Annotated in this window: 22 protein-coding genes and 1 riboswitch; of the genes, 14 read left to right on the top strand and 8 right to left on the bottom strand. The window is 72.5% G+C overall.

The genetic code is table 11. From position 1 onward, the window contains the following. The first annotated feature begins 424 nt into the window (after positions 1-424). The 6 genes from BLV96_RS28585 (at position 425) to BLV96_RS50825 (ending at position 7,808) form a co-directional block, all read left to right on the top strand. A complete protein-coding gene (locus BLV96_RS28585) occupies positions 425-3,682 on the top strand; it encodes a translation initiation factor IF-2 N-terminal domain-containing protein (RefSeq protein ID WP_086678419.1) in 3,258 nt (1,085 codons plus the stop codon). A 164-nt stretch (positions 3,683-3,846) separates the two neighbouring features. Continuing rightward, positions 3,847-4,161: a 50S ribosomal protein L21 gene (gene rplU, locus BLV96_RS28580; protein WP_086678418.1), complete on the top strand. Its 315-nt coding sequence runs from the start codon at positions 3,847-3,849 to the stop codon at positions 4,159-4,161. A gap of 40 nt (positions 4,162-4,201) precedes the next feature. Beyond that, complete coding sequence (gene rpmA / locus BLV96_RS28575; RefSeq protein ID WP_086678417.1) at positions 4,202-4,459, top strand: 50S ribosomal protein L27; 258 nt, start codon at positions 4,202-4,204, stop codon at positions 4,457-4,459. Between the two features lie 104 nt (positions 4,460-4,563). Next, the gene (gene obgE / locus BLV96_RS28570) at positions 4,564-6,018 is read left to right on the top strand and encodes a GTPase ObgE (protein WP_086678416.1); all 1,455 of its coding nucleotides are present in this window, start codon (positions 4,564-4,566) and stop codon (positions 6,016-6,018) included. Continuing rightward, positions 6,015-7,124 carry a glutamate 5-kinase gene (proB, locus tag BLV96_RS28565; RefSeq protein ID WP_086678415.1) on the top strand — a complete coding sequence of 370 codons (1,110 nt, stop codon included), beginning with the start codon at positions 6,015-6,017 and terminating at the stop codon, positions 7,122-7,124. Before obgE ends, proB begins: the two co-directional genes overlap by 4 nt. A gap of 348 nt (positions 7,125-7,472) precedes the next feature. Further along, complete coding sequence (locus BLV96_RS50825) at positions 7,473-7,808, top strand: TetR-like C-terminal domain-containing protein (protein WP_341866110.1); 336 nt, start codon at positions 7,473-7,475, stop codon at positions 7,806-7,808. Here BLV96_RS50825 and BLV96_RS28555 read toward each other — a convergent pair. From BLV96_RS28555 to BLV96_RS28535, 5 genes are all read right to left on the bottom strand, one after another. Continuing rightward, a complete protein-coding gene (locus tag BLV96_RS28555) occupies positions 7,778-8,062 on the bottom strand; it encodes a putative quinol monooxygenase (RefSeq protein ID WP_086678414.1) in 285 nt (94 codons plus the stop codon). The two genes, BLV96_RS50825 and BLV96_RS28555, sit on opposite strands and share 31 nt — an antisense overlap. Next, complete coding sequence (locus BLV96_RS28550; RefSeq protein WP_086678413.1) at positions 8,059-8,445, bottom strand: PPOX class F420-dependent oxidoreductase; 387 nt, start codon at positions 8,443-8,445, stop codon at positions 8,059-8,061. The genes BLV96_RS28555 and BLV96_RS28550 overlap by 4 nt, the downstream gene beginning before the upstream one ends. Positions 8,446-8,457: 12 nt before the next feature. Further along, positions 8,458-10,182, bottom strand: a complete 1,725-nt coding sequence (gene argS, locus BLV96_RS28545; protein WP_086678412.1) for an arginine--tRNA ligase — start codon at positions 10,180-10,182, stop codon at positions 8,458-8,460. A 69-nt stretch (positions 10,183-10,251) separates the two neighbouring features. Beyond that, positions 10,252-11,538 carry an MFS transporter gene (locus BLV96_RS28540; RefSeq protein WP_086678411.1) on the bottom strand — a complete coding sequence of 429 codons (1,287 nt, stop codon included), beginning with the start codon at positions 11,536-11,538 and terminating at the stop codon, positions 10,252-10,254. An 84-nt stretch (positions 11,539-11,622) separates the two neighbouring features. Beyond that, the gene (locus BLV96_RS28535) at positions 11,623-13,734 is read right to left on the bottom strand and encodes a RecQ family ATP-dependent DNA helicase (protein ID WP_086678410.1); all 2,112 of its coding nucleotides are present in this window, start codon (positions 13,732-13,734) and stop codon (positions 11,623-11,625) included. Positions 13,735-13,931: 197 nt separating this feature from the next. Between BLV96_RS28535 and nadD the strand changes: the two genes are divergently transcribed. The 7 genes from nadD to BLV96_RS28500 all read left to right on the top strand — a co-directional run bounded on the left by nadD (position 13,932) and on the right by BLV96_RS28500 (position 20,400). Further along, a complete protein-coding gene (nadD, locus tag BLV96_RS28530) occupies positions 13,932-14,501 on the top strand; it encodes a nicotinate-nucleotide adenylyltransferase (RefSeq protein ID WP_244180565.1) in 570 nt (189 codons plus the stop codon). 59 nt (positions 14,502-14,560) lie between these two features. After that, on the top strand, positions 14,561-14,956 hold the full coding sequence (gene rsfS, locus BLV96_RS28525; RefSeq protein WP_003067112.1) for a ribosome silencing factor: 396 nt from the start codon (positions 14,561-14,563) through the stop codon (positions 14,954-14,956). After that, a complete protein-coding gene (locus BLV96_RS28520) occupies positions 14,953-15,567 on the top strand; it encodes a histidine phosphatase family protein (RefSeq protein ID WP_086678408.1) in 615 nt (204 codons plus the stop codon). The genes rsfS and BLV96_RS28520 overlap by 4 nt, the downstream gene beginning before the upstream one ends. Positions 15,568-15,570: 3 nt before the next feature. Beyond that, positions 15,571-16,299 (top strand): diglucosylglycerate octanoyltransferase, encoded by a 729-nt coding sequence (gene octT / locus BLV96_RS28515; protein ID WP_086678407.1) that lies wholly within the window; start codon positions 15,571-15,573, stop codon positions 16,297-16,299. Positions 16,300-16,303: 4 nt separating this feature from the next. Next, the gene (locus BLV96_RS28510) at positions 16,304-17,161 is read left to right on the top strand and encodes a DegV family protein (protein WP_086678406.1); all 858 of its coding nucleotides are present in this window, start codon (positions 16,304-16,306) and stop codon (positions 17,159-17,161) included. Positions 17,162-17,311: 150 nt separating this feature from the next. Continuing rightward, positions 17,312-18,031 (top strand): ComEA family DNA-binding protein, encoded by a 720-nt coding sequence (locus BLV96_RS28505; RefSeq protein ID WP_086678405.1) that lies wholly within the window; start codon positions 17,312-17,314, stop codon positions 18,029-18,031. Continuing rightward, complete coding sequence (locus tag BLV96_RS28500; protein WP_086678404.1) at positions 18,028-20,400, top strand: DNA internalization-related competence protein ComEC/Rec2; 2,373 nt, start codon at positions 18,028-18,030, stop codon at positions 20,398-20,400. Before BLV96_RS28505 ends, BLV96_RS28500 begins: the two co-directional genes overlap by 4 nt. A gap of 4 nt (positions 20,401-20,404) precedes the next feature. Here BLV96_RS28500 and BLV96_RS28495 read toward each other — a convergent pair whose 3' ends face one another. After that, positions 20,405-20,890 (bottom strand): DUF4231 domain-containing protein, encoded by a 486-nt coding sequence (locus tag BLV96_RS28495; protein WP_086678403.1) that lies wholly within the window; start codon positions 20,888-20,890, stop codon positions 20,405-20,407. A 117-nt stretch (positions 20,891-21,007) separates the two neighbouring features. Then, positions 21,008-22,273 carry a threonine synthase gene (thrC, locus tag BLV96_RS28490; RefSeq protein WP_086678402.1) on the bottom strand — a complete coding sequence of 422 codons (1,266 nt, stop codon included), beginning with the start codon at positions 22,271-22,273 and terminating at the stop codon, positions 21,008-21,010. 13 nt (positions 22,274-22,286) lie between these two features. Continuing rightward, positions 22,287-22,420, bottom strand: a riboswitch (SAM riboswitch). Positions 22,421-22,556: 136 nt separating this feature from the next. Here thrC and holA point away from each other — a divergent pair. Further along, the gene (gene holA / locus BLV96_RS28485; RefSeq protein ID WP_086678401.1) at positions 22,557-23,531 is read left to right on the top strand and encodes a DNA polymerase III subunit delta; all 975 of its coding nucleotides are present in this window, start codon (positions 22,557-22,559) and stop codon (positions 23,529-23,531) included. Positions 23,532-23,588: 57 nt separating this feature from the next. On the opposite strand, the gene rpsT is transcribed toward holA, so the two are convergent. Beyond that, positions 23,589-23,849 carry a 30S ribosomal protein S20 gene (gene rpsT / locus BLV96_RS28480; protein ID WP_013228460.1) on the bottom strand — a complete coding sequence of 87 codons (261 nt, stop codon included), beginning with the start codon at positions 23,847-23,849 and terminating at the stop codon, positions 23,589-23,591. Positions 23,850-24,157: the final 308 nt, after the last annotated feature.

Genomic DNA, 24,157 nt, shown 5'->3' with positions numbered 1-24,157 from the left:
CCCCGGCCGGTGGCCTCGCGGCGCGCCCGGCGGCGTGGGCGGAGGTACCGAGTACACCGGAGCAGTCACCCGGTGTGGGATACTCGGGGTGGCCGCTGGGCCGCGGGGCGCACGTGAGAGGTGCTGCCTGCGGTGTTGTGGCCCGGTGATGTGCGCGATTTCCCGTGACTCGCGTCGCCGCCCGCGAGCCGGGCGGCTGGACGACGTGGCGGGCGGCCCGGGGGCCGCGAGTGCCGCGCACAGCGCCGAAGCAGACCTTTGACCGGGTTGCGCGCCACCGGATGCGGTGGTGCGGCGCCCGGTCGTCGGGCAAGGATTCCCGTCGCTGGTGACCACCACGGCGGAACGAACAGAAAGGGGCCCCTGCGCGGCCGCGTCCCTGCCGGTGCGAACCGGCAGACGCGCCCGGGGGCGGAGGAGACACATGTCGAACGCGGAAACACCCGCCGAGCACACCGGCGGGAATCCCGCCACACCCCCGAGCGGCCCGCTCGCCGACCTGCCGCCCCGGATCCGGGTGCACGCGCTGGCGAAGCTGCTCGAGAAGAACAGCCGGGACATCCTCGCCCAGCTCGCGGAGCTGGGGGAGAGCGTGCGCAGCGCGCAGTCGAGCGTGACCAGGGACGTGGCGCTCAAAGTGGCCGAGGCCTTCGCGCCCGCCGAGGGTGAGCAGGCGACCGAGCCCGCCACGGCCGGCCAGGGCAACGCCGGTCAGGAGCAGGCCGCCGGCCAGAGCGGTGCCGGTCAGGAGCAGGCCGCGGGCCAAGGCGGTGCCGGTCGTGGCCAGGGTGCAGACCAGGCGACCGCCGGTCAGGACCAGGCCGCCGACCAGCGCAACGCCGGTCGGGAGCAGGCCGCCGGCCAGAGCGGTGCCCGTCAGGATCGGGCCGCCGGTCAGGCCACCACCGACCAGGACCAGCCGGCCCGCCAGGGCGGCGCCGGCCGCCACCAGCCGGCCGGCCGGAGCGGCGCGAGCCAGGACCAGCCCATCGGCCGGCGCGGCGCCGGGCAGCCCTTCGCCCAGCAGCCCGCCGGCGAGGCCACCGAACAGGCCCCCGCCGCCGAGGCCGAGAAGCCGCGCCCGCGGCAGAAGACCCGCGCGCACCTGCCGGTGTTCGCCGCGCCGTCGCCGGTCTTCCTGCCGCCGGAGCCCGCCGAGCCCGCGGTCAAGCCGGCCCGCAAGCCCGCCGACCCGTTCGCCGAGCCGGAAGCCCGCCCGGAGCCCCGCCAGGAGCGCCAGGAGCGCACCCGCCCCGAGCCCGAGGTCGCCGAGGAAGAGGCCGAAGAAACCACCCCGGCCACCGAGACCGACGAAGACGACGACGCCGGCAGCCGCCGCCGTCGCCGTCGGGGCCGTCGCGGCCGTGGCCGCGGCAAGGGCGCCGACGGTGGCGACGAGACCGCCGAGAACGACGACCAGGCCGAAGAGCAGCCGCGCCGGAAGTCCCGCAACGCGGACGAAAAGCCCGAAGCGGACGCCGAAGAGGCCGAGGACGCCGCCGAGTCCGACTCCGACGGTGACGACGGCGAGGGTGGCAGCAAGCGCCGTCGCCGCCGCCGTCGCCGCAAGGGCTCGGACGGCGACGAGGCCGAGGGCACCGACGACCCGCCCAACACCGTCACGCACGTCCGCCAGGCGAAGGCCGAGCAGCCCGAACGCCCGGCGCGCGACGAGGTGCGCAGCGTCCGCGGCTCGACCCGCCTGGAGGCCAAGCGCCAGCGCCGCCGCGACGGCCGCGAGGCCGGCCGCCGCCGCGCTCCGATCCTGTCCGAGGCCGAGTTCCTGGCCCGCCGCGAGTCGGTCGAGCGCACGATGGTCGTCGCCGAGAAGGGCGACTCGACGCAGATCGGCGTCCTCGAGGACGGCGTGCTCGTCGAGCACTTCGTGACGCAGTCGGGCTCCGGCTCGATCGTCGGCAACGTCTACCTCGGCCGCGTCCAGAACGTGCTGCCGAGCATGGAAGCCGCGTTCATCGACATCGGCCGCGGCCGCAACGCCGTGCTCTACGCCGGTGAGGTCGACTGGGACGCCGCCGGCCTCGAGGGCAAGGCCCGCAAGATCGAGCAGGCGCTGTCCACCGGCGACTCCGTGCTGGTCCAGGTCACCAAGGACCCGGTCGGGCACAAGGGCGCCCGGCTGACCACGCAGATCTCGCTGCCCGGCCGCTTCCTGGTGTACGTCCCCGCAGGCGGCGCCACCGGCATCTCCCGCAAGCTGCCGGAGAACGAGCGCCGCCGCCTGAAGGACATCCTCAAGCGGATCGTCCCGGAGGACGCGGGTGTCATCATCCGCACCGCCTCCGAGGGCATCGGCGAGGAGGAGCTGGGCCGCGACGTCGACCGCCTGAAGGCCCAGTGGGACGTCATCAAGGAGAAGGCCGCCGCCGGTTCCGGCAAGAAGGGCGGCGCGCCGACCATGCTCTACGAAGAGCCCGACCTGCTGGTCAAGGTCGTGCGTGACCTCTTCACCGAGGACTTCGCCAAGCTGGAGATCCAGGGCAACCGCTCCTGGGAGACCATCAACGGCTACGTCAGCCACGTCGCCCCGGAGCTCACCGAGCGCCTCAAGCGCTACACCGGCACCGGCGACGCGTTCGCCGACCACCGGATCGACGAGCAGATCACCAAGGCGCTCGACCGCAAGGTCTGGCTGCCGTCGGGTGGTTACCTGGTCATCGACCGCACCGAGGCGATGACGGTCATCGACGTCAACACCGGCAAGTTCACCGGATCGGGTGGCAACCTCGAGGAGACGGTGACCCGCAACAACCTGGAGTCGGCGGAGGAGATCGTCCGCCAGCTCCGGCTGCGGGACATCGGCGGCATCATCGTGATCGACTTCATCGACATGGTGCTCGAGTCCAACCGCGAGCTGGTGCTGCGCCGCCTGACCGAGTGCCTCGGCCGCGACCGCACGCGCCACCAGGTCGCCGAGGTCACCTCGCTCGGCCTGGTGCAGATGACCCGCAAGAAGATCGGTACCGGCCTGCTCGAGGCGTTCTCGACGCCGTGCGAGCACTGCAAGGGCCGGGGTGTGGTCGTCTCGACCGAGCCGCAGCGCTCGGGCGGCGGTGGTGGCGGTGGCGGCCACAACCACGGCGGGAACGGCAACGGCGGCGGTGGCGGCAACGGCGGCGGGGAGAAGAGCTCCCGCCGGTCGCGCGGCCGCGGCAAGGCCGAGGAGGCTCCCAAGGAGCCGGCCGAAGCCCCCAAGGCCGAGGTCCACGCGGTCCCGTCGCCGGAGCAGCGCGAGTCGATCGCGTCGGCGGTGGCAGCGATGGCCAACGCCTCCAAGGCGGCCAAGGAGCACGACCACGGCGCGCCGAACGGCGACGGGTCCGTCCCGGAGCCGGCCAGGGAGGTCGCGGACACCCCGGCGACCACCGAGGCCGACGAGACGCCGGTGGCGGCCGAGCCGGCCGCCGAGCCCGCCCAGGAGGTCGCCGGCACCCCGGTGACCACCGAGGCGGACGAGGCACCGGTGCCGCAGGACGAGGAGCCCGAGGTCGAACGGACCCCGGCTCCGGAACCGGCGGAAGAACCGGTCACGGCCTCCTCGGAGGCCGCTGAGCCGGAGGTCAGCGTGCCCGAACCGGCCGCGCGCTCCACCCGGCGCCGTCCGCGCCGGGCCGCGTCGCGCCCGGCGGGCCCGCCGGTGCACGCCTCCGACCAGAGCAAGTGAACGACTAGGGGGACCCCGGTGGTAACGCACCGGGGCACCCCACGTAACCTGTAGTACGGCCTGCCACCAGAGCAGGTCGCTGCGCGAGTCCAGGACCGCCGTCTCCACCAGGCGGGCCGGTCGCGCGGGCCCCCACCCATTGTCGAGTAATGCAGGAGACTTCCGTGTCGGCGTACGCGATCGTCAAGACCGGCGGCAAGCAGTACAAGGTGGCCGTCGGCGACGTCGTCGAGGTCGAGAAGCTCGAGGGCGAGCCGGGCACCGAGCACATCCTCCCCGCCGTTTTGTACGTCGACGGTGGCGAGGTCACCACGGACGCCGACGCGCTGGCGAAGGTCTCGGTCACCGGCAAGGTCGTCGAGCAGACCAAGGGTCCGAAGATCCGGATCCACAAGTTCAAGAACAAGACGGGCTACCACAAGCGCCAGGGTCACCGGCAGAAGCTGACCCGCGTCGAGGTCACCGCCATCTCCCTGTAAGAACTTCTCCGGATCTGCTTTTCAGAAAGAGGGCTGAGCCATGGCTCACAAGAAGGGTGCGTCCAGCTCCCGCAACGGTCGCGATTCGAACGCGCAGCGCCTCGGCGTCAAGCGCTTCGGCGGCCAGGAAGTCAACGCCGGCGAGATCATCATCCGCCAGCGCGGCACCAAGTTCCACCCCGGCGTGAACGTCGGCCGTGGCGGCGACGACACGCTGTTCGCCCTGGCCGCCGGTGCGGTCAAGTTCGGCGAGAAGCGTGGCCGCAAGACGGTCAACATCGTGCCGTCGGAAGCCTGATTCGGCTTCTGTCTAGACCTCTGACGAGGGGTGGGGCCGGAATATCCGGTGCCACCCCTCGTTTCTTTTTGTGTCCGATCTTCCGCAGGTGAAAGAGGCAAGTCATGGCGTCCCGGTTCGTGGACCGTGCGGTGATCCACCTGACCGCAGGTGACGGTGGGAACGGCTGCGCCTCGGTGCACCGCGAAAAGTTCAAGCCCCTCGGCGGCCCGGACGGCGGCAACGGCGGCAACGGCGGCGACGTCCTGCTGGTCGTCGACCCGAACGTGCACACGCTGCTGGACTTCCACTTCCGCCCGCACGCCAAGGCGGGCAGCGGCAAGATGGGCCAGGGCGGCAACCGCGCCGGCGCGGCGGGGGAGACCCTGGTGATGAAGGTGCCGTCCGGCACCGTCGTGTTCACCGAGGACGGCGAGATGGTCGCCGACCTGATCGGCCCCGGCACCACGTTCGTCGCGGCGCAGGGCGGCCGCGGCGGCCTCGGCAACGCGGCGCTCGCGTCGAAGGCCCGCAAGGCCCCCGGGTTCGCGCTGCTTGGCGAGCCGGGCGAAAGCCGGGACCTGACGCTGGAGCTGCGCTCGGTCGCCGACGTCGGCCTGCTCGGCTTCCCGTCGGCGGGCAAGTCGTCGCTGATCTCGGTGCTGTCCGCGGCCAAGCCGAAGATCGCCGACTACCCGTTCACCACGCTGGTGCCGAACCTCGGCGTCATCACCGGCGGCGAGACGGTGTTCACGATGGCCGACGTGCCCGGCCTGATCCCGGGCGCGTCCGAGGGCAAGGGCCTGGGCCTCGACTTCCTCCGCCACATCGAGCGGTGCGCGGTGCTGGTGCACGTCGTCGACTGCGCCACGCTGGAGCCGGGCCGCGACCCGCTGTCCGATGTGGACGCTCTCGAAGAGGAACTTTCGAAGTACACCCCGGGCCTCGGCGGCAAGCTCGAGGAACGGCCCCGCGTCGTCGTGCTCAACAAGATCGACGTTCCGGAGGCCGCCGAGCTCGCCGAGTTCGTCCGGCCGGAGCTGGAAGCGCGCGGCCTGCGCGTGTTCGAGGTCTCCACGGCGTCGCGCAAGGGCCTGCGGGAGCTGACGTTCGCGCTCGCGGCGGTCGTCGAGGAGTACCGCGAGGCGCAGCCGGTGCTGGAGCCGGAGAAGATCGTCCTGCGGCCGCTGGCCGTCGACGACTCCGGGTTCACCGTCGAGGTCGACCCCGAGGAAGAGGGCGCGTTCATCGTGCGCGGAAACCGTCCGGAGCGGTGGATCCGCCAGACCAACTTCGGCAACGACGAGGCCGTCGGCTACCTCGCCGACCGGCTCGAGCGCCTCGGCGTCGAGGAAAAGCTGGCGAAGCTCGGCGCGGTGCCGGGCAGCCCGGTCACGATCGGCGACGTCCAGTTCGAGTGGGAGCCGTCGACGCCTTCGGTGGCGATGCACCTGTCGGGCCGCGGCACGGACGTCCGGCTGGAGCGCAGCGACCGCGTCGGCGCGGCCGAGCGCAAGGAGGCCCGCCGGATCCGCCGTGACGGCACCGGCGAGGACGACGACCTGGACCTCGACGCGTGAGCGGCACGCGTGAAGCGATCGCTCGTGCTCGCCGGTTGGTGGTCAAGGTCGGCTCGTCGGCCCTGACGACGGCGGGCAGCGGCCTCGACGTCGCCCGCCTGGACGCACTGGTCGACGCGATCGCCGAGCGCGTATCCCGCGACGCGCAGATCGTGCTGGTGTCCTCGGGCGCGATCGGCGCCGGCCTCGCCCCGCTCTCGCTGGGCAAGCGCCCGCGTGACCTGGCGACGCAGCAGGCGGCGGCGAGCGTGGGGCAGCTGCAGCTGGCCCACGCGTACGCGGAGTCGTTCGGCCGGTATTCGCTGACGGTCGGCCAGGTGCTGCTCACTTCGGACGACGTCGTCCGCCGGTCGCACTACCGCAACGCGCAGCGCACGTTCTCGCGGTTGCTGGCGCTGGGCGCGGTCCCGGTGGTCAACGAGAACGACACGGTGGCGACGGAAGAGATCCGCTTCGGCGACAACGACCGCCTGGCGGCGTTGGTGGCCCACCTGATCGGCGCGGACGCGCTGGTCCTTTTGTCCGATGTGGACGGTCTGTACGACGGAGACCCCCGCGACGGCGCGACCCGCAAGCTGACGGAGGTCCTGTCGGAGTCCGATGTGGACGGGATCTCGGTCGGCATGTCGAGTTCCGGCCTGGGCACGGGCGGCATGGTCTCGAAGCTGGCGGCGGCCCGGACGGCGGCGGGAGCGGGCATCCCGGTCCTGCTGGCGGCGGCTTCGGAAGCGTCGGCAGCGTTGACATCGGCGTCTCCGGGAACGGCGTTCGCCCCGGCGGACACGCGCCTGTCGGCCCGCCGGTTCTGGCTGGGCTACGCGGCGGACACGACGGGAACGCTCCGCCTGGACGACGGCGCGGTGACGGCGGTGGTCCGCCGCCGCCGATCGTTGCTGGCGGCGGGGATCACGGGCGTGGCGGGCGAGTTCCAGGCGGGCGACGTGGTCGACCTGGTGGACACGAAGGACCGCCCGGTGGCCCGCGGAGTGGTGGCGTTCGACGCGACGGAGCTCCCGGAGCTGATCGGAAGGTCATCGCACGAGCTCCCGGAGGAGCAGCGCCGAGAGGTGGTCCACGCGGACGACCTGGTCCCCCTGCGCCGCTGACCCGAACCCCAAGCGCCACTTTCCCTACGAAAGCTCCGCCCACCGCCATCCCAGGCGGAGCTTTCACGTGAAAGCTCCGCGCGTCGCCTGACCCCCGGCGGCACTTTCACGTGAAAGTGCCACCCACTCTCACCTCAGCGAAACCAGCCGCGCGCCGCCGTCGGCTTCCAGGACCGTTCCCGTCAGGTTCCGGTTCGTCGCCGCCAGCGTCACCACCTCCGCCACGCAGCGAGCAGAGCCGCCTCGCGATCCTCGCCGCCACGCTCGACCTGGTCGCGGAGGCGGGCTACGGCACGCTGACCGTCGAAGGCCGACGTCCTCCTCGACGCGCTCGCGGCGAAGGCCGATCTGCAGATCCCGATCCCCGACGAGGGGTCGTTCCGCGCCGGCCTCGGGCTCTTCCTGGACAGCACGTTCGAACTGAGGGAGAAGAACCAGGTCGCGGACACGCTGCGCGCGCTGATGGCGCAGGCGCAGCTCGACCCGGAGTTCGGCAACCGGTTCCGCGAGGACTTCCTGCACCGCCGCCGCGAAGCGCTGGGCACGATCGTCGAGCGCGCCCGCGAGCGCGGCACGCTCTGGTACCGGCTCCTCGCGACGCGGGAGCCGATCGGCCGCGGCCTGGCCGGTGAACTGGTGACGCTGCTAGCGGGTCACGGCGCCTCGACCGCCGAAATCCGGTAGCGCGCCACGGACGCGTCGAGGATCTGCGCGGACTGTTCGTCCGACGGCCCGGACCCGCGGAAGCGCTCGAGGTCCTCGTCGGACTCCCAGCGCTCGTACACGGTGATCCGGCCGGGGTCGAGCAGGTCGGCACCCAGCGCGTACTCCAGGCAGCCGGGTGCTTCCCGCGCGAGCCGGACGGCCTCGGCGCACCCGTCGAGGTAGGCATTCCGCTCTTCGGGCGCGACGGCGAGCCAGCCGGCGATGATGATCACGACGCGATCCGGTCCGCTTTGATCGTGAGCAGCAGCCGCGTCTGGTCGCGCCCGCCCCACCACGGGTACGGGCCGCCGAGGTAGCGCTGCGAGAGCTTTTCGATGTGCTCGACGGCGCCGTCCTCGGTCATGTCGAGGACCCGCCCGCGAATCGCGAAGTAGCGCGACGGCCGGTCGCGGTCGGCGACGTTGAGCGCCACCCGCGGGTCGCGCGCGATGTTGCGCTGCTTCTGGTGCCCCAGCACGGTGTTGACGAGGATGTGCGTGCCGTCGGTGTCCACCCAGGTCTGGGTGAGCTGCGGCGAGCCGTCGGGCATCAGCGTCGACAGGAAGCAGAGGCTGGGCTCGCGCAGCAGGGCGAGCAGGTCGCCGGGCAGTTCCACAGTGGTCTCCCGCTAGAGCTGGTCGGGTGCTTCGATGCCGAGCAGGGAAAGCCCGAGCGCGAGCGTGTGCGACGTCAGCCTAGTCAACCTCAGCCGTGACGCGCGCAGCGACGGCGAAGGCGCCTTCAGGACCGGACATTCCTCGAAGAACCGAGAAAACGCGACCGCCGTCTCGTACAGGTACGTGCAGAGCTTGTGCGGCGCGTACGCAGTCGTCGCGGCCTTCAGCGCTTCGCCGAACCTCAACAGCTTCAACGCCAACGCCCGTTCCGCCGGCGCTTCCAGCAGGATTTCCGTCCCGCCGGGAACGCCACCCGCCTTGCGGAGGATCGACTGCGTCCGCGCGTGCGCGTACTGCAGGTACACCGAGGTGTTGCCCTCCTTGGCGAGCATCCGGTCCCACGCGAAGACGTAGTCGCGCTCGCGGTCGCCGGACAGGTCCGCGTACTTGACCGCGCCGATGCCGACCGCCCGCGCGACTTCGGCCCGTCCGGCCGCGTCGAGCTCACTGCGTTCGGCGACGACCGCGGCGGCCTGCGAGACGGCTTCGGTGAGCAGGTCGGCCAGCTTGACCGTGTCGCCGGCCCGGGTCCGCATGGTCTTGCCGTCGGCGCCCAGCACCGTGCCGAAGCCGATGTGCTCGGCGTGCCCGGTCAGCCAGCCGGCGGCGCGGCAGACGGCGAACACCATCGCGAAGTGCTGCGCCTGCGGGGCCCCGACGACGTAGAGCAGGTCGGTCGCGCCGCGCTCGGCCGTCCAGTAGCGGGCGGTGGCCAGGTCGGTCGCCGCGTACCCGTAGCCGCCGTCGCGCTTGCGGACGATCAGCGGCAGCCGGTCGCCCTCGCGGTTGCGAAACCCTTCCGGGAACACGCAGATCGCGCCGTCGCTGACCTCGGTCAGCCCGGCCTTCTCGAGGTCGGCGACCACCGCGGCCAGGTAGGGGTTGTAGAAACTCTCGCCGTAGATGTCTTCGTCCGTCAGCGAAATCCCGAGCAGTGCGTAGACCTCGTTGAAGTGCCGCGTCGACTCGGCGATCAGCTCCCGCCAGACGCCGAGCGTCTCTTCGTCGCCGCTTTGCAGCAGCACCACCCGCTCACGCGCGCGGGTCGCGAACGCGTCGTCGGTGTCGAACTTCCGGCGCGCTTCGCGGTAGAAAGCGTCGAGGTCGCCGATGGCGCTGCGGCCGGCCGAGACATCGAGCAGGTGCTCGATGAGCATCCCGAACGGCGTGCCCCAGTCGCCGAGGTGGTTGTGCGGCAGCACTTCGTGCCCGGCGAACCGGAGGAGCCGGACGAGCGCGTCGCCGATCACCGACGTCCGCAGGTGCCCGACGTGCATCTCCTTCGCGACGTTCGGGCTGCTGTAGTCCAGCGCGATCCGCCGCGGCGCCGGGGTTTCCGGCACCCCGAGACGCGGGTCGCCGAGCAGCGTGCCCGTCCGGTTTTCGAGCCATTCCCTGCGCAGCACGAAGTTGAGGAACCCGGGCCCGGCGACCTCGGGCGGATCGGCGATGCCGTCGAGGTCCAGCGCCCCGGCGATCAACCCGGCGACTTCGCGCGGCGGACGGCCGAGCCGTTTGCCCAGGCTCATCGCGAGGTTGGCCTGGTAGTCGACGCCCTCGCGCGGCGACGCCTGGACCAGCGCCTGCGCCGGCGTCAGCTCGACGTCCAGTGCCTTGCCTGCGGCGGCCACCACGCGGCGGGCCAGCTCCTCGGTAACGTCGGCGGTCTGCTGCACGGTGTCCCTCCTTCGGCTCGGTCTCGGAGCACGCAGCGTAGCGAGCGTGACCGGCCGGTGACGAAGGGTTTACCGCAGCTCGCTGCCCTTCGTTTCGGGCAGCGTGAGGATGACGGCGAACGCGATCGCCGCGCCCACGGCGACATACCAGAAGTAGAGCGTCTGCGAGACCGTGCCGAAGAGCGTGATGAGCAGCGGCGCGGTGCCGCCGAAGATCGCGACGGTCAGGTTGTACCAGGCGCCGATCCCCAGTCCGCGCAGTTCGGTGGGGAACAGCTCGCTCATGATGGCCGGCGCGATCGACGTCATCGCCGTGTACAGCCCGAGCCCGACGCAGAACACCACGAGCAGGCCGCCGACGTTCGGACCGATCAAAGTGGACAGCGGCACGACGACCACCGCGGTCGCCCCGGACCAGACCAGCAGCTGCGGCTTCCGCCCGGCCCGGTCCGCGAGCGCGCCCATCGGGTACTGCAGCGCGATGAACAACGCCGTCCCGACCGAAAGCGCGAGGAAGACGGCGTCGGCGTCGGCGTGCCGGTTCTTCACCGCGAACGACGTCAGCGCGCTGAAGAACGTGTAGTAGCAAAGCGTCGAGAGCATCGTGAAGCCGACGAGCCGCCCGACGGCCTTCGGGTGGTGCGTCAGCGTCGTCAGCAACGGCCGCTCGAGCTTGCGCGCCTTGGTCTTCGTCTGCTCGAACAGCTCGGTCTCGGCGAGACTCCGGCGCAGCCACAGCCCGACGAGCCCGAAGACGCCGCCCAGCAGGAACGGCACCCGCCAGCCCCAGGACACGAGTTGCGCCTTGTCCAGCGCCCGGGCCAGGACGAACCCGAGCACGGTCGCGACCAGCACCGCCGACCCGGTCGAGATGTAGAAGAACGCCGAGTACCGGCCGCGCCGCTCCGGCGGCGCGATCTCGCCCAGGTAGGCCGACGCGTTCGACACCTCACCGCCGAGCGAAAGCCCCTGCGCGACGCGGGCGAGCAGCAGCAGGATCGGCGCGAGCCAGCCGACCTGCGAGAACGTCGGCAGCAACCCGATCGCCACCGACCCGCCCGCCATGAGCAGGATGGTGAGGATCATCGCCGGCTTCCGGCCGCGCGTGTCCGCGAAGCGCCCGAGCAGGACCCCGCCCAGCGGGCGGAAGAAGAACGCGAGCGCGTACGTCGCGAAGGTGTTGATCAGGGCCAGGGTGTCGTTCCCGGCGGGGAAGAACGCGCTGGCGAAGTAGATGCTGAACGTCGCGTAGATCGTCCAGTCGAACCACTCCAGCGCATTGCCCGCGCTCGCCGCGAACAGCTTGCGCACCGGCAACCGGTGCCGCTGGGTTGCCCGAACGGTGGACTCGGTCATGGCGGCCTCCACGTCACCCGAGGGTGGACGGGACTTTGCCACATCCGTTCGCGGTTCGAAAGGTTCTGCCCGTTCTCCCTTCTCCTAAGCCGTGCTCGCCAGCGCGAACGGCAGGACGGCGGGTGCCCCGGCCCGCCGCAGCAGGCGCGCGGCCAGCGTCATCGTCCAGCCCGTGTCGATGACGTCGTCGACCAGCAGCACCGGCCCGGCCGGCAGGATCCCGGCGAGGTCGCCCGGCATGCTCAGCCGCCGCCACAGGTCCGCCAGCCGTTGCGCGCTGTTCGCCTGCCGCGGTGGCGGGCCGTCCGCGTCGAGCGTGCCGAGGAAGTCCAGCTTGCCGATCTCGGCCAGCCGCGTCGCGAGGCTGTACACGAGCTGCGGCCGCGTTTCCGACGGGACGGCGACCACCGCCACCGGCCGCTCCGCCCACTGCCACCCGGCGAGCACCTGCACACACGCCTTGAACACCGAGTCCGGCACCTCGGCGTCCTTCGCCTGGGGGCCGACCAGTTCCCGCAGCCGGTTGCCCCAGCCGACGTCGGTGAGCCGCCCGAGCACCTGACCCGGCTCGGCCTGGTCGTCGGCCCCGATCCGGCCGGAGACCGGAACGTCCAAAGAGGACATCCCGGTGGGCCACTGCTTCCGCGGCGCGACCTCGACCCCCGGCCGCTGCAGCCGTTCGCGGGTCGCCTCGGCGACGTCTTCGGACACCGACGTGTCCCAGTGCTGCCCGGTGCAGTTGTCGCACCGCCCGCACGGCGCCGCCTCGGGGTCGTCGAGCTGGCGGCGCAGGTACTCCATCCGGCAGCCGTCGGTCGCCAGGTAGCCGAGCATCGCGTCCTGTTCGCGCTCCCGGGCCTCCGCGACCCGCCGGTACCGCCCGCGGTCGTACTCCCACTCCTCGCCCGTGCTCGTCCAGCCGCCCTTGACGCGCCGCACCGCGCCGTCGACGTCCAGCACCTTGAGCACCATTTCCAGCCGGGACCGGGAAAGCTCGACCGACGGCTCGAGCGCGGCCGTCGACAGTGGACGGTCGGCGTAGGCGAGCGTGTTCAGCACCTGCGTCACCCGCAGCTCGTCGGGGAAGGCGAGCGACCCGAAGTACGCCCAGATCGCCCGGTCCTCCTCGCCGGGCAGCAGCACGACCTCGGCGCGTTCCACGCCACGCCCGGCGCGGCCGACCTGCTGGTAGTAGGCGATCGGCGACGACGGCGCCCCGAGGTGCACGACGAACCCGAGGTCCGGCTTGTCGAACCCCATGCCCAGCGCTGACGTCGCGACCAGGGCCTTGACGCGGTTGCCGAGCAGGTCGTCCTCGGCCGCCTGCCGGTCGGCCGGATCGGTCTTGCCGGTGTAGGCCGCCACCGGGTAGCCGCGGTCCTTCAGCAGCGACGCGACGTCGTGCGCCGCCGCCACGGTCAAGCAGTAAATGATCCCGGAGCCCGGCAGCTCGGCCAGGTGGTCGGCGAGCCACGCGAGCCGCGCCTGCGACGTCGGCAGCCGGCACACCGACAGCCGCAGGCTCTCCCGGTCGAGGGTGCCGCGCAGCACGAGCGTGTCGGTGCCCGTGCCGAGGCCCAGCTGCTCGGCGACGTCGGTGACGACGCGGTCGTTCGCCGTCGCCGTGGTCGCCAGCACCGGCACGCCGTCGGGCAGGTCGCCCAGCAGCGTGCGCAGGCGCCGGTAGTCCGGCCGGAAGTCGTGCCCCCAGTCGGAGATGCAGTGCGCTTCGTCGACCACCAGCAGGCCGGTGCTCGCGGTCAGCTTCGGCAGCACGTTGTCGCGGAAGTCGGGGTTGTTCAGCCGTTCGGGGCTGACCAGCAGGACGTCCACCTCGCCGGCCGCGACCGACGCCTGGACCTGGTCCCATTCCTGGGGGTTCGCGGAGTTCATCGTCGCCGCGTGGATCCCGGCGCGGGCCGCCGCCGAGATCTGGTTGCGCATCAGGGCGAGCAGGGGCGAGACGATGACCGTCGGCCCGCTGCCCTGCTCGCGCAGCAACGCCGTGGCCAGGAAGTACACCGCCGACTTGCCCCAGCCGGTGCGTTGCACGACCAGCGCGCGGCGCCGCTGCGCGACCAGGGCCTCGATGGCCGTCCACTGGTCTTCGCGCAGCTTCGCCGAGTCGCCGGCCAGTGCCCGGAGGAGGGTCTCGGCGCGGTCGCGGAGGGCTGGGGTGGTGCTGGTCGTGTCCACGTCCCCACGTCTACCCCATGGCACCGACAGACCGGGAATCGGCGGCGTCGCGAACGGACCGTTCGCGACGAATACGGGCCGTTATGTGACCTGAATCACATCTCCGGCCCGGTCGGGCGAGGTGTCCCACAGCACCCGGCCGCGCGGCCTGCGGCTGTATAGGCTCTCCGGTCATGTCACCACGGCGGATCGGGGTCATGGGCGGCACGTTCGACCCCGTGCACCACGGCCACCTCGTCGCGGCCAGCGAGGTCCAGTCCCGGTTCGGGCTCGACGAAGTGATCTTCGTCCCCACCGGGCAGCCCTGGCAGAAGACCAGCCGCCAGGTGACCAGGGCCGAGGACCGCTACCTCATGACGGTCATCGCGACCGCGTCCAACCCGGTGTTCTCGGTCAGCCGCGTCGACATCGACCGCGGTGGCCAGACCTACACCGTCGACACGCTGCGCGACCTCCACGCCGAGTACCCCGGCGACCAGCTCTTCTTCATCACCGGCGCCGACGCGCTCGAGCAGATCCTGACCTGGCACAAGGCCGACGAGCTGTTCGACTTCGCGCACTTCATCGGCGTCACGCGGCCCGGCTACCGGCTCAACTCCCACCACCTGCCCAGCGGCAAGGTGAGCCTCGTCGAGGTCACCGCGATGGCGATCTCCTCGACCGGCTGCCGCGATCGCGTCGAACGCGGGGAGCCGGTCTGGTACCTCGTTCCCGACGGCGTCGTCCGCTACATCGCGAAGAAGGATCTCTACCGGAAGAGCGACTGAAGGGCCCCTGGTCGCGGCGGGTACTCTTCTCGGGCGAACCCGATCTGAGAAGGAGCACCGTGGCAGCCACGTCCGAGGCACGAGAGCTGGCCGTAGCGGCCGCACACGCGGCGGCGGACAAGAAGGCCAGCGACGTCGTCGTGCTGGACGTGTCCGAGCAGCTCGTCATCACCGACGCCTTCGTCATCGCCTCCGCGTCCAACGAGCGCCTGGTCGGCGCCATCGTCGACAACGTCGAGGAGAAGCTGCGCGAGAGCGGCCACAAGCCGGTCCGCCGCGAAGGCGCCCGCGAGGGGCGCTGGGTCCTGCTCGACTACGTCGACGTCGTGGTGCACGTCCAGCACGTCGAGGAGCGCACCTTCTACGGCCTCGAACGGCTGTGGAAGGACTGCCCGCGCATCGAGGTGGCCGGGCTCGAGGAGCCACCCGCCGACGAGGACCCGGACGTCCCGTGAGCCCGCGGCGGCTTGTGCTCTGGCGCCACGGCGAGACGGACTACAACGCCGCCGGGCGGATGCAGGGTCACCTGGACTCGGCACTGACCCCGCGCGGGTGGAACCAGGCCCGGTTCGCGGTTCCCGCGCTGGCCCGGTTCTCCCCGGACCTGGTGATCGCGTCCGACCTGCGTCGCGCCACCGACACGGCCACCGTGCTCACCGACGCGATCGGTGTCCCGCTGCGGATCGACAAGCGGCTGCGCGAGACGCACCTCGGCGAGTGGCAGGGCCTGACCGGCGCCGAGGTCGACGAGGCCTACCCCGGTGAACGCGCCCGCTGGCGCCGGGACGCCACCTGGGCACCGCCGGGCGGTGAGAACCGCCTCGACGTCGCCGACCGCGCCGGCGAAGTCGTCACCGACCTGCAGCAAGCCAACTCCGGCGCGGGCGAGACCGTGCTGCTGGCCGCGCACGGCGGGCTGATCACGGCGCTCACCGCGCACCTGCTGAACCTGCCGGTGGAGACCTGGCCGTCGCTGGGCGGGATCTCGAACTGCCACTGGGTCGAGCTGGGCGCACGCGACGGGAAGTGGCGGCTGCAGGCCTACAACGCGGGGATGCACGGCTAGCCGATGGGGCCGCGCCTGCTGGTGTTCGGCGATTCGCTGAGCTTTCACGGTCCCGAAGGACCCTGTGCCGCCGACGAACCGCGGCTGTGGCCCAACGTCGCGGCCGCCGCGGTGGACGGCACCGCCGAGCTGGTCGCCGGGATCGGCTGGACCGCCCGCGACGTCTGGTGGTCGCTGACCGGCGACCCGCGCGTGTGGGCCGATCTGCACCACGCCGACGCGGTCGTCCTGGCGATCGGCAGCATGGACACGCTGCCCTCGCCGCTGCCGACTTATCTGCGCACGGGGTTGAAGTACCTGCGGCCCGACCCGGTGCGCCGCGTGGTGCGCAAGGCCTACCTGTCCGCGCAGCCACGGCTTTCCGTCGCCTTCCGCGGCCGTCCGGCGGTGCTGCCGGCGAAGCTCACCGTGCAGTACCTCGACACCGCCGTCGGCGCGCTGCGCGTCCTGCGGCCCGAGCTGCCGATCTACGGGTGGCTGCCGTCGGTGCACCGGGCCGCGGCCTACGGCGGCGTGCACACCGCGCGGCCGGCCGCCGCGGCCGCGATGGCGGCGTGGGGCGAGCGGGCGCGAGTTCCTTTGCTGGACCTGGAAGCCGTCGTCGGGGAGCACGTCCTGAGCGGCGAGGGCAACCCGGACGGCATGCACTGGGGCTGGAAGGGGCACGCCGCGGTGGGCGAGGCGATGTCCGTGTTGCTGGCCCCGGTGCCGGCCTCCGGGCACGTAGGCTGACGGCGTGTCGGTCGCCGTAGTCACGGATTCCACCGCCCACCTGCCGGAGGGCTTCGCCGAACGGCACGCGGTCCGGGTGGTGCCGCTGCACGTCCTGGTCGACGGCGTGGTCTCCCTCGACGGCATCGAGACCGGTCCCGCGGCGGTCGCGGAAGCCATGAGCCAGCGCAAGATCGTCACGACGTCGCGCCCGACCCCCACCGAGTTCGTGAAGGAATACCGTGCGGCGTTGGCCGACGGCGCCGACGCGATCGTGTCCGTGCACCTGTCCCGCGAGCTGTCGGGCACCTGGGAAGCCGCGGTGCTGGCGGCGCAGGAGGTCGGGCCCGACCGGGTCCGCGTGGTCGACTCGCGCACCACCGCGATGGGCCTGGGGTTCGCCGCGCTGCACGCCGCTTCGGCCGCCTCCGCCGGGGCCGGCGCGGCCGAGGTCGAGACCGCGGCGGTGACCGCCGCCGGCTGCTCGTCGACGCTGTTCGTCGTGGAGACCCTGGACCACCTGCGCCGCGGGGGCCGGATCGGCCCGGCCGCGGCGCTGCTCGGCACGGCGCTGGCGGTCAAGCCGGTGCTGCACATGTCGGACGGCCGGATCCTGCCGCTGGAGAAGGTCCGCACCATGAACCGGGCGCTCGCGCGACTGGTCGAGCTGGCCGCCAAGGCCGCGGAGGACGACGACGTCGAGCTCGCCGTCCACCACCTCGCGTCGCCGGAGCGAGCGGTCGAGCTGGCGAACCGGCTGGAAGAGGCGGTGCCGCGCTCGGCGGGGTGCGTGGTCTCCGAGCTCGGCGCGGTGATCGGGGCCCACACCGGACCCGGCGTGCTCGGGGTGGTCGTCCAGCGGACGGTGCCGTCCCGGCGCTAGCCGCCGAACCCTCCAGCATGCCACCCGGGTACGACGGAAACGGCCGTTCCCGGGCCGGGCGGGGTGGATCCGTCCACATCACCCCGGTTGTCCACAGGACGCGGCGGCACCCCCTGTCGGACACTCCCCGCGGGCCCTAACGTCGATCGTGTGTTCGAGCAGCCCGCCCGGGATCCGGGCCTCCCCGTCAACGACCGGCTCGCCTGGCTGGCCGACCAGCTCTCGCCCGACGAGAGCACGGTCGGGCCCGGCGGCCGGCTGGTCCGGCGCTGGCTACCGGGCGGACCGGCCGGTGCCGGCCGCCGCCGGTGGGCGCTCGCCGGCGTCTTCGCGGCGGTCGTGGTGATCGTCCTCGGCTCGGTCGCGCTCCTGGGCGGCCGTCCCGCGCCCGAGTCACCACCGGCGTTGCCGAGCGCGAAACCGGCGAGCGAGGCGCCGGCCCGGGCGTCACCCCAGGCCGGTCTCGTCGTCAGCGTGATCGGCCGCGTCCGGTCGCCCGGCCTGGTCACCGTGGTCCAGGGCGCCCGGGTCGCGGACGTGCTGCGGGCTGCGGGCGGCGCCGAACCGGGCGCGGACTTGAGCTCCCTGAACCTCGCCCGCCGCGTGACCGACGGGGAGCAGCTGGCGGTCGGCGTTCCGGCACCCGCCGCGGCGACGGCCGGTGCCCCGGCGGGCGCCAAGGTCGACCTCAACGCGGCGAGCGCGGACCAGCTGGACACGTTGCCGGGCGTCGGCGCGGTGACCGCGCAGCGGATCGTCCAGTGGCGCACCGAGCACGGCGGCTTCACAAAGGTGGAGCAACTGCGTGACGTGTCGGGCATCGGAGAAAGCAAGTTCGAAAAGCTGCGGGAGCAGGTGATGGTCGGATGAGCACGCTTCCCGCGACCGACACCCGGCAGGACATGCGGCTGGTGCCGGCGGCACTGGCTTGCTGGCTCGCCGCGCTCGGCGGCCTCCTGCTGGGCTGGTGGACGGCCGTCGCCGTCGGGCTCGCGTCGGTGGTGCTCGCCGGGCTGGTGCTCTGGCGGGCGCGTGACCGTCCGCGGGTGCTCGGCGCGGCCGCGGCCCTGCTGGTGCTGGGACTCGTCGCCGCGGGCCCGATCGCGTGGCGGATCCGGGACGCGCACCAGGACGGCCTCCGTGTCGCCGCTGCCGACGGGTTGCCCGCGGTGGTGCGGGTCGTCGTCACCGAACGTCCGAAGCCCGTGCGCAGCGCGGGTTACGCCGACCAGCAGGCCGGTGCCCGGTCGGTGGTGCTGACGGCCGACGTCCGCACGGCGTCGGTCGACGGCCGGCCGGTCACGTCGTCCGGGCGCGTCCTGCTGCTGGCGCCGGTCGCGCAGTGGGCGGCACTGCTCCCGGGGCAGGACGTGACGGCGGCGGGCCTGCTGATGCCGCCGCGCGGCGCGGACCTGACCGTCGCGGTGCTGTCCGTGCGCGGCCCGCCGGGCGAACCCGGTCCGGCGCCGTGGTGGCAGCGGACCGCGGCCGGGCTGCGTGCCGGGCTCCACGACCTGTGCCAGGTCCTGCCGGACGAACCCGCCGGCCTGCTGCCGGGCCTGGTCCTGGGCGACACGAGCGGGTTGTCGCCGCGGGTCGAGCAGGAGTTCGTCACCGCCGGCCTCGCGCACCTGACGGCGGTCAGCGGCGGAAACCTTGCGGTGGCGTGCGGTGCGGTCCTGCTCCTGTTGCGCGTGCTCCGGTTCGGGCCGCGGACGTCGGCGGTGGCGGCCGGCGCGTGCCTGGCCGGGTTCCTCGTCCTGGTCGGTCCGGAGCCGAGCGTGCTGCGGGCGGGCGTGATGGCGGCGGTCGCGTTGCTGGCGTTGGCGCTGGGGCGGCGTGGTTCGGCACTGCCGGCGCTGGCGTTCGCGGTGTGCGTGCTCGTGGTGACGGATCCGGCGATGGCCACGGACTTCGGGTTCGCGCTGTCGGTGTTCGCCACCGCCGGGCTGGTCCTGATCGCACCCCGCTGGGCGGCGGCGCTGGTGCGCCGCGGCGTCCCGCCGGGGTTCGCCGAAGGACTGGCGATCCCATTGGCGGCCTTCCTGGTGACGGCGCCGGTCCTCGCGGGCATGGCGGGCACGGTGAGCCTGGTTTCGGTGCTCACCAACGTCCTCGCCGCACCCGTGGTGGCTCCGGCGACGGTGCTCGGCGTGCTGGCGACGGTGGTCGGCCCGTGGTGGCCGGGTGCCGGGAAGGTCCTGGTGCACCTGGCCGACGCGGAGGCCCGGTGGCTGATCACCGTGGCGCGGCACGGCGCGCGCGCACCCGGCGCGGTCGTCGCCTGGCCCGGCGGCTGGGTGGGCGGGCTGCTGGCGGCGGCGGTGCTCGCGGTGCTGGTGCCGGCCGTCCGGCACCGGCGCGTGCGGCTGGCCGTGGCGGTCTTGGTCGTCGGCGCACTGCTGGTGTTCGTGCCGGTCCGGGTGATCGCACCGGCGTGGCCACCGCGCGACTGGGCGATGGTCGAGTGCGACGTCGGCCAGGGCGACGCCGTCGTGCTGGCGACGGCGGAGCCCGGGCGGGCCGTGGTCGTGGACACCGGGCCCGAGCCGGGACCGGTGGACGAGTGCCTGCACCGGCTGTCCGTCGAGCGGATTCCGTTGCTGGTGCTGAGCCACCTGCACGCGGACCACATCGGCGGGCTCTCGTCGGTGTTCGAGGGCCGGTCGGTCGGCGCGGTCGCCGTCGGGCCGGGGCGGGCGCCGGAGTGGGCGTGGCGCCAGGTCGCCGCGGAGGCCAGGAAGCAGGGGGTGCCGTTGGCGGAGCTGAACCCGGGGGAGCACCTGGAGTGGCCCGGCCTGACGCTCGACGTACTGGGTCCGCGGTACGTACCGGTCCACACGGCGGGCCCGCAGGACGGAACGACGATCAACAACAGTTCGGTGGTCCTGCGAGCGCGGACCCCGGCCGGCCGGGTGCTCCTGACCGGCGACGTCGAGCTGGCGGCCCAATCGGACCTGCTGGCCGACGTCGGTGATCTGCAAGCGGAGGTGTTGAAGGTGCCACACCACGGTTCGCGTTACTCGTCACCGGCGTTCCTCGCGGCGGTCGCGCCCCGGGTGGCGTTGGTGAGCGTCGGCGCGGGCAACACTTACGGCCACCCCAACAAGTCCACATTGGACACGTTGAGGGCGCTCGGCGCGCTCGTGACCCGGACCGACGTGGACGGCGACACCGCGGTGGTCGCCGGAACGGCGATAGCGCGCCGAGGCGAGCCGCGGGGGCCGCCTCGGCGGTGAGCGGTCACTTCACGGCGGTGTTCCGGGCGCGTTCGTCGGTCTGGTCGCGTTCGAAAGTGATCCGGCGGCGAGCCCACTGCTGCCCGCCCTCCTCGGCCAAGGTTTCCACGCGCGCGACCAGCACCCGGACGGCGTCCTCGCCCTCGTACGGCGGTGCGGAATGGAGGAACAACGCGGCTTCCCGCTCGATCGCGTAGCCGATCTGGCTGTGCTCCACCCAGTTCTGGTGCATGCCGAACGTGGTCCGGATCCCGGTCGCGACCAAGACGACGGCCCCGAGCGCGGCGATGACGACCGAGTCGAGGTGAGCGGCGGCGGCCACCGGGATCGCGGCGGAACCGGTGAGGGCGACGACTTCCACGACGCCGTACCGCAACCGGTCTCGCCGGGCGCCCTTCTTGTACCAGCGCCACTTCGCGACGACCGTCGTCGGCAAGGCCTCGCCGTCGCGGTCGGCGGTGACCATCCAGTGCTTGCGGAGATTCCGCATTTCCGAACCTCCCGGACCGAGCCGACACCTGGCGGGTGTCGACCTTAGCGGCCCGGGCAAACGCGAAAGGAGGTACTCGCCGGGGGCGGGCCGCGCGGGCCGCCCCCGGCGGGGACGTCAGTAGCCGAGCGCCTCGTTCACCGCGGCGGCCGACGGCGGCACGGTCGCCTTCGGGCCGATGTGGTTCTCGACCGCGTCAAGGGTCTTGAGGCCGTCGCCGGTGATCAGGAGGACCGTCTCGGCGTCCGGGTCGAGCTTGCCCGTCTCGACGAGCTTCTTCGCCGTGGCCACGGTGACCCCGCCGGCCGTCTCGGTGAAGATGCCCTCGGTGCGGGCCAGCAGCCGGATGCCCTCGACGACCTCTTCGTCGGTGACGTCCTCGATCGCGCCGCCGGTGCGGTTGACGATGTCGAGGACGTACGGGCCGTCGGCCGGGTTGCCGATCGCCAGCGAGCGGGCAATCGTGTCCGGCTTCACCGGCTGGACCACGTCCTGGCCGGCGCGGAACGCCGCCGACACCGGCGAGCAGCCGGTCGCCTGCGCGCCGAACACCTTGTACGGGCTGGCGTCCACGAGACCGAGCTGGCCCAGCTCGCGGAAACCCTTGTCCACCTTCGTCAGCTGCGAACCGGAGGCGATCGGCACGACGATCTGCGGCGGGATGCGCCAGCCGAGCTGCTCGGCGACCTCGTAGGCCAGCGTCTTCGAGCCCTCCGAGTAGTACGGCCGGACGTTCACGTTCACGAACGCCCACTTCGGGTGCTCGCCGGCCAGCTCGGTGGCGAGGCGGTTGACGTCGTCGTAGTTGCCGTCGACGGCGATCAGGTCGCCGTCGTACACCGCGGTGGTGAGGATCTTGGCGCGCTCGAGGGTCTTGGGGATCAGCACGACCGACCGCCAGCCTGCGCGGGCCGCGGCGGCGGCCGTCGCGTTGGCCAGGTTGCCGGTCGACGGACACGCGAGCACCTCGAAGCCGAACTCGCGGGCCGCGGCCAGCGCGACGGCGACGACGCGGTCCTTGAACGAGTGCGTCGGGTTGCCGGTGTCGTCCTTGACCCACACGCGCTTGAGGCCGAGTTCCTTGGCGAGGCGGTCGGCGCGGATCAGCCGGGTCGCGCCGGGCTCGGTGTTCGGGATCTCTTCGACGTTGGACGGAACCGGGAGGAGCTTCTTGTAGCGCCAGATGTTCTTGGGGCCGGCCTCGATGTCCTCACGGCGGACGCGGCCGAAGTCGTAGGCGACCTCGAGCGGCGAAAAGTCCTCCGCGGAGACGAATTCCGGGGCGAGCGGCTGCCGGTGACCCTCTTCCTTCGACACCAGTTCGACGGCGGGACCGAGATCCGGGGTCTTCGTGGTGGAGGTCGTGCCGAAGGTTGCGGTCATCGCGAGGTTCCTTTCCTCATCTGCCCCGCCGAAGCGGGCCGGAATTGGCACCGTGGTCGTCAGCTACCCCGCGATCGCGGGATGACGGGCTGTACGCCGGTTGCCGGGGCTTCGTCGGGCCGTTCCCTCTGCCCCTCTGGATGAGCGGTATTCGGTTGTCGGTGCGCGCCGATCGACGCGCCGCCTCCAGGACACCGTACGACATGGCGCTCACGCCGTGCCACGGTGGCCGCTCGACATCACCGGAGCGGGCGCAGCACACCGCAAGTGAGAGGATCCTTCCGTGACCGCGCAAGCCACCGCCCCCGCCCCGCTGCACCTAGTCCTGGGCGAGGAAGAACTGCTGATCGAGCGCGCCGTCCGCGAGACCCTCGCCGCGGCGCGCGCGATCGACGCCACGGCCGAGCTGACCCGGGTCCGGGTGTCCGATCTCACAGCCCCCGAGCTGGCCGAACTCGTCAGCCCGTCGCTGTTCAGCGAGGGCCGCGTGATCGTCCTGGAGTCGGCGCAGGACATCTCGCAGGAGCTGGCCGACGCCGTCGCGGCGTACCTGAAGGACCCGGCGGACGGCGTAGTGCTGGTCGTCGTGCACACCGGCGGTGGCCGCAGCAAGGCGGGCAAGTCGCTCCCCGCCGCGCTGAAGAAGGCCGGCGCCGAGATCACGGAGTGCCCGAAGCTGACCAAGCCGGCCGAGCGCGAGCAGTTCGTGCGGCACGAGATCCGCCGGGCGGGCGGCAAGATCGACCCGGCGGGAGTGGCCGCGCTGATCGACGCGGTGGGCTCTGACCTGCGCGAACTCTCCTCGGCGGCCAGTCAGCTGGTGGCCGACACGGGTGGCACGGTCGACGCCGACGCCGTCCGCCAGTACCACCGCGGGCGCGCCGACGTGACGGGCTTCGCGGTCGCGGAGAAGGCCGTCAGCGGCGACCGTTCGGCGGCGCTGGAGTCGCTGCGCTGGGCGATGCAGCTGGGCGTCCCGCACGTCCTCGTGGCCGACGCCCTGGCCGACGCGGTCCGCACGATCGCCCGCGTCTCGGGCGCGGGCCGCGGCAACCCGAACCAGCTGGCCGGCGAGCTGGGCATGCCGCCGTGGAAGATCCGGAAGGCCCAGGGCCAGTCGCGGGGCTGGAACCAGGACGGCCTGGCCACGGCGATGCGCGTCGTCGCGCGCCTGAACGCCGAGGTCAAGGGTGTCGCGGCGGACCCGGGCTACGCGCTCGAGCGCGCCGTCCTCGAGGTGGCGGCCGCCAAAGGCTGACCCCGGGCATGGAAAAAGCCCCGGCCGAAGCCGGGGCCTTCCCAGAAATCAACCAGCTCAGAGCGCGTTGACGCGCTTGGCCAGCGCCGACTTCTTGTTGGCGGCCTGGTTGGCGTGGATGACGCCCTTCGAGACGGCCTTGTCCAGCTTCTGGGCGGCGTCGCGCTGCAGCTCGACGGCCTTGGCCTTGTCGCCGGCCTCGGCGGCTTCGCGGACCTTGCGGATCGCGGTCTTCACCGAGGACCGGATCGCCTGGTTGCGCTGACGCGCCTTCTCGTTCGTCGTGATGCGCTTGATCTGCGACTTGATGTTGGCCATAAGGGCAGCTCCTGTTTCACTCGGTGAGATTCGCCGCCGCGCTGAAGTGGCCCCGCGAAAGCGGGTTTCCTCCATGACGGAATGCCGCACGGGCAGCGAGCGACCACTTTAACAGCCGGGCCGCGGGCGTCCGGCACCGGGAGTACGGTGGGTGACGGCAGTGCCTAGGGTTCCGTCGCCGGCCCGCGCAGCCGACACACAACCAGGGCCGGCGGGCCTGGTCCGAGCGGCACCATCGGCGGGCCCGGACGGCCGGTCGTTCATCTGACGGGGCAAAAGCCTGGAGGACCCGGTTTTCGCGCGCGCGA

The sequence above is a fragment of the Amycolatopsis pretoriensis genome, assembly GCF_900107925.1.
Taxonomy (GTDB): domain Bacteria; phylum Actinomycetota; class Actinomycetes; order Mycobacteriales; family Pseudonocardiaceae; genus Amycolatopsis; species Amycolatopsis pretoriensis.
This window is presented reverse-complemented; position numbering and strand designations above follow the sequence as displayed.